Origin of the sequence: Sedimentibacter sp., from assembly GCF_033447055.1 — a bacterium.
In the GTDB taxonomy this organism is placed as follows: Bacteria; Bacillota; Clostridia; order Tissierellales; family Sedimentibacteraceae; genus Sedimentibacter.
In genome coordinates, this window is record NZ_JAWQJF010000050.1 from 1 (window position 1) to 4068 (window position 4068).

The window sequence follows — 4068 nt, forward strand, 5'->3', positions numbered from 1 at the left end:
AAAGTTCTTTAAACTATTTTATCATATCTTTAGTTTTCGTGCAAATTTGAATGTCTTTTTATATATCTTATTGCGAAAAATTTTTACCTTTCAGAGCTGGTGAAGCTCTTGAATTTTTAGAGAAATATATACTCGTAGATGATGAAATGTATGATTATGAACAAAATCAGCTTATGGCTAAAATGAACGTAAAGCATACTGAAAGAGAAGCTGTTCAATATAAATCTCTTTACAGCAGGACAGAACTTTTATCTATTATTGGTCAAAAAATTATTTCAAATTTAAATATCAGTTCAATTATTAATATAATTGATGAAGAAATTAATAAATTAATTGAAACTGATTACTTTGGCATAGATGTATACGAGAAAGAAAAAAGTCAAATAGTTTATTATTTCGTTGGTGAAAACAAGCAAATAAATGAAACTGTCAGTTTAAAGGAGACTGAAAACTCAACTTTTAGTGCTTATTGTATAAAAAATAAAAAAGATATAATTATAGGCAATTTGCATATGGAATACAGTAAATATTTTGAAACGTATCCAAGAAAAATATCCAGCAAGGATGAATACGAAGTGTTATCGATGATATATACTCCGATGATAATAAATGATAAAGTTGTTGGAGTTATGTCGGTGCAAAGTTATAAAGAAAATGCTTTTAATAAAGATGATTTACATACATTAAAGATACTTGCGAATTATTCTGCTATTGCAATTGAAAATGCTATTTCATATAAAAAAATCGAAGAAATAGCCACATATGATCATTTGACAAAGTTTTTATCAAAACATGAAATAATGAAAGCCGGTAAAATTGTTTTTGATAAATTCAAGAACAATAAGATGAAATTTAGTGTAGTTATGATAGATATCGACAACTTTAAAAATATTAATGATACCTATGGTCATGTATATGGAGATAAAGCATTGAGTCGAATTTCAAAATCTATTGCAAAATGCATTAGAAATTCTGATTACATCGGAAGGTACGGCGGAGATGAATTTCTTCTTATATGCCCCGGAATAGGAAAGAGTGAAGCTGTGGACGTTGCAGAAAGAATAAGAAGTTCAATTGAGAATACACCATTTTTATTGGAAGACGATATAAAGGCAAATATAACTATGAGCCTTGGGGTTAATGAATGCAATTCTAATGATAATTCATTTATGGATGTTGTTAAAAACGCTGACAAATGTCTGTACTACGCTAAAGGAAAAAACAGAAATATAGTAATTTGTAATAATTAGTCGTAATAATATTAAAAACTATGTAAAGTATAATAATATATTTTACATAGTTTTTACATTATTGCGTTTTTTATTTTACTATGTGGGTATATATTTAGCACGATATAAAAACCGAAATACAAGGAGAAAAATAATGATGAATAGAAATCTTTTAATAATATTATCAGTGTTTATGTTAACATTAGCGTTTACAGGATGCAAAAAAGAAGAATCAAAAGCATTTGATCCAGAAGAGGATATTACGGTAGTGGCAAGAGATGCGGCTTCTGGAACAAGAGGAGCATTTCATGAAATCATGAAAATAAAAGTAAAGGAAAATGATATTGAAACAGATAAATTAGTTGTTGGAGCTTTAGAATTTGATGGAACAGATAAAGTTGTTACTGCTGTTGAAGGAGATAAGTATGGTATTGGATATATTTCTTTGGGTTCAGTGAGCGACAGAATAAAAGCTGTTGCAATAAATGGAGTTGAACCTTCTGTTGACAATGTTAAAAACGGTTCTTATGTAGTTTCAAGACCCTTCTTGTTAGTAACAAAAGGAGATGAAAGTAAGCTGGTAAAAGATTTTTTAAGTTTTGCATCATCTTCACAAGGACAGGAAATTGCAGTTGAGATGAATTATATTAAAGCTGCAGATGAAACTAAAGAATATACAGCATCAGGTATGTCAGGCACAATAAAAGTTGCAGGTTCTACTTCTGTAACTCCTTTAATGGAAAAGTTACAGGAAGTATATAAAGCATTGAATCCAGATGTAATTTTTGAAATGCAGTCAAATGGATCATCTCAAGGTATTAAAGCGGCGGTGGATGGATCTTATGATATTGGAATGAGTTCAAGAGAATTAAAAGAAGAAGAAGCATCACAACTTAATAAACATGTACTTGCAATTGATGGCATTGCAGTAATATTAAACAATGAAAATCCAATTAATGACATTTCATCCGAGAATGTAACAAATATTTATACTGGTGAAATCGCTAAGTGGTCTGAAGTAAAATAATGCAGAACATCAAAAAGTCTAATTTTAATGAAACAGCGATGCAGGCTGTATTCTTTCTCTCTGCATTCGTTTCGGTTTTAGCTGTTGTAGCCATCTGCCTCTTTTTACTTATTAGAGGAATACCCGCTATTGCTGAAATAGGATTTATGGATTTTATATTCAATTCAAAATGGGGACCGACGAATACCCCTGCTTCATATGGAATTTTATCAATGATTGTGGGCAGTGTATACGTAACTGCCGGGGCAATAGCAATAGGAGTTCCTGTTGGACTCATGTGTGCAATATTTCTAGCAGAATTTTGCCCTGAAAGCATTTATAAAATTGTGAAACCAGCAGTTAATTTGCTAGCTGGAATTCCTTCAATTATTTATGGTTTCTTTGGTATGGAAATAGTTGTACCCTTTGTAAGAGAAACTTTTGGAGGCAATGGTTACAGCATAATGTCTGCTTCAATAATCTTAGGAATAATGATACTTCCAACTGTTATAACAATTAGTGAAACATCAATAAGGGCGGTTCCGGAAAGTTATAAAGAGGGGTCTTATGGACTTGGTGCAACAAAAGAAGAAACTGTATTTAAAGTTGTTGTGCCGGCTGCAAAATCAGGTGTATTAACGTCAATTATTTTGGGACTAGGAAGAGCTGTTGGAGAAACAATGGCAGTTGTAATGGTAGCCGGTAATGCTGTAATGCCACTTGATAAAATAAAACTTTTAAAGCCAATAAGAACACTGACAACTAACATAGTTACAGAAATGAGCTATGCATCAGGACTTCATGAATCATCACTTATAGCAACAGGCGTAGTTCTCTTTGTATTTATTGTCATATTAAACACAGCTTTGAGCTTAATAAAGTCAAAGTCTTTAAGAAATTAGTGAGGCGATGCTATGGTAGAAATAATTAAAGAAAAAAAACATTTAAAAAGAAGAAAAATAAAATCACTTTTTCTGAAATTGTTAGTATGGCTTAGTGGAATATTGACAGTAGGTATACTATTATATATACTTATATTTATACTGGCAAGAGGTATTCCAAATATCAATATGCAGTTTTTATTTGGAGAATACAATTCCGATTCATTATCCGCTTTTTCCCCTGTTGTAACAACATTGGAGATGATTGTGATATCTCTTGTTATAGCAGCACCTATTGGAGTATTTTGCGCAATTTATCTTGCTGAATATGCTAAGCGTGGAAATAAGGCAGTAAAAGTGATAAGGCTTGCCGTTGATACATTGGCAGGAATTCCGTCCATAGTGTACGGCCTGTTTGGAATGATATTTTTTGTCAACATACTTGGATTCAGAGCATCTGTATTATCAGGTATATGTACAGTTTCCATAATGATATTACCTGTAATAATAAGTTCTTCAGAAGAAGCTATAAAATCAGTGCCTGACATGTACAGAGAAGGAAGCCTTGGTTTGGGAGCTACAAGACTTCGAACGGTTTTTAGAATAGTATTGCCAACTGCAATGCCTGGTATACTTTCAGGAGTGATATTGGCTATAGGCCGTATAGTTGGTGAAACTGCAGCATTAATATTTACAAGTGGCACAAACATATTGGAAAATCCTACTTTGGATTTATTTGCATCTCAAAGAACTTTAGCAATCCATATGTACATGTTGGCAAGCGAAGGTCTGCCTCATTCAAAAGATATGGCGTTTGCAACTGGTGCAATACTGATTATTATAGTATTTTTAGTAAATTATATGGCAACAAAATTTGCAGGCAAATTGGGGAGATTGAATGATGTCAAATAACGAAAAAATTAATATAGAAAATGTAAATTTATATTATGGA

At 31.8% G+C, this 4068-nt stretch carries 4 protein-coding genes; all 4 read left to right on the forward strand.

From position 1 onward, the window contains the following. Window positions 1–50: 50 nt before the first annotated feature. The 4 genes from SA378_RS03055 (at window position 51) to pstA (ending at window position 4028) form a co-directional block, all read left to right on the forward strand. Window positions 51–1250, forward strand: a complete 1200-nt coding sequence (locus tag SA378_RS03055; RefSeq protein ID WP_318524519.1) for a sensor domain-containing diguanylate cyclase — start codon at window positions 51–53, stop codon at window positions 1248–1250. A 133-nt stretch (window positions 1251–1383) separates the two neighbouring features. After that, entirely contained in the window at window positions 1384–2256 is an 873-nt protein-coding gene (locus SA378_RS03060; RefSeq protein WP_318524520.1) for a substrate-binding domain-containing protein, read from the forward strand. After that, entirely contained in the window at window positions 2256–3137 is an 882-nt protein-coding gene (gene pstC, locus SA378_RS03065) for a phosphate ABC transporter permease subunit PstC (protein WP_318524521.1), read from the forward strand. Before SA378_RS03060 ends, pstC begins: the two co-directional genes overlap by 1 nt. A 12-nt stretch (window positions 3138–3149) precedes the next feature. Further along, window positions 3150–4028, forward strand: coding sequence for a phosphate ABC transporter permease PstA (gene pstA, locus SA378_RS03070; RefSeq protein ID WP_318524522.1), 879 nt, complete (start codon window positions 3150–3152; stop codon window positions 4026–4028). Window positions 4029–4068 lie beyond the last annotated feature (40 nt).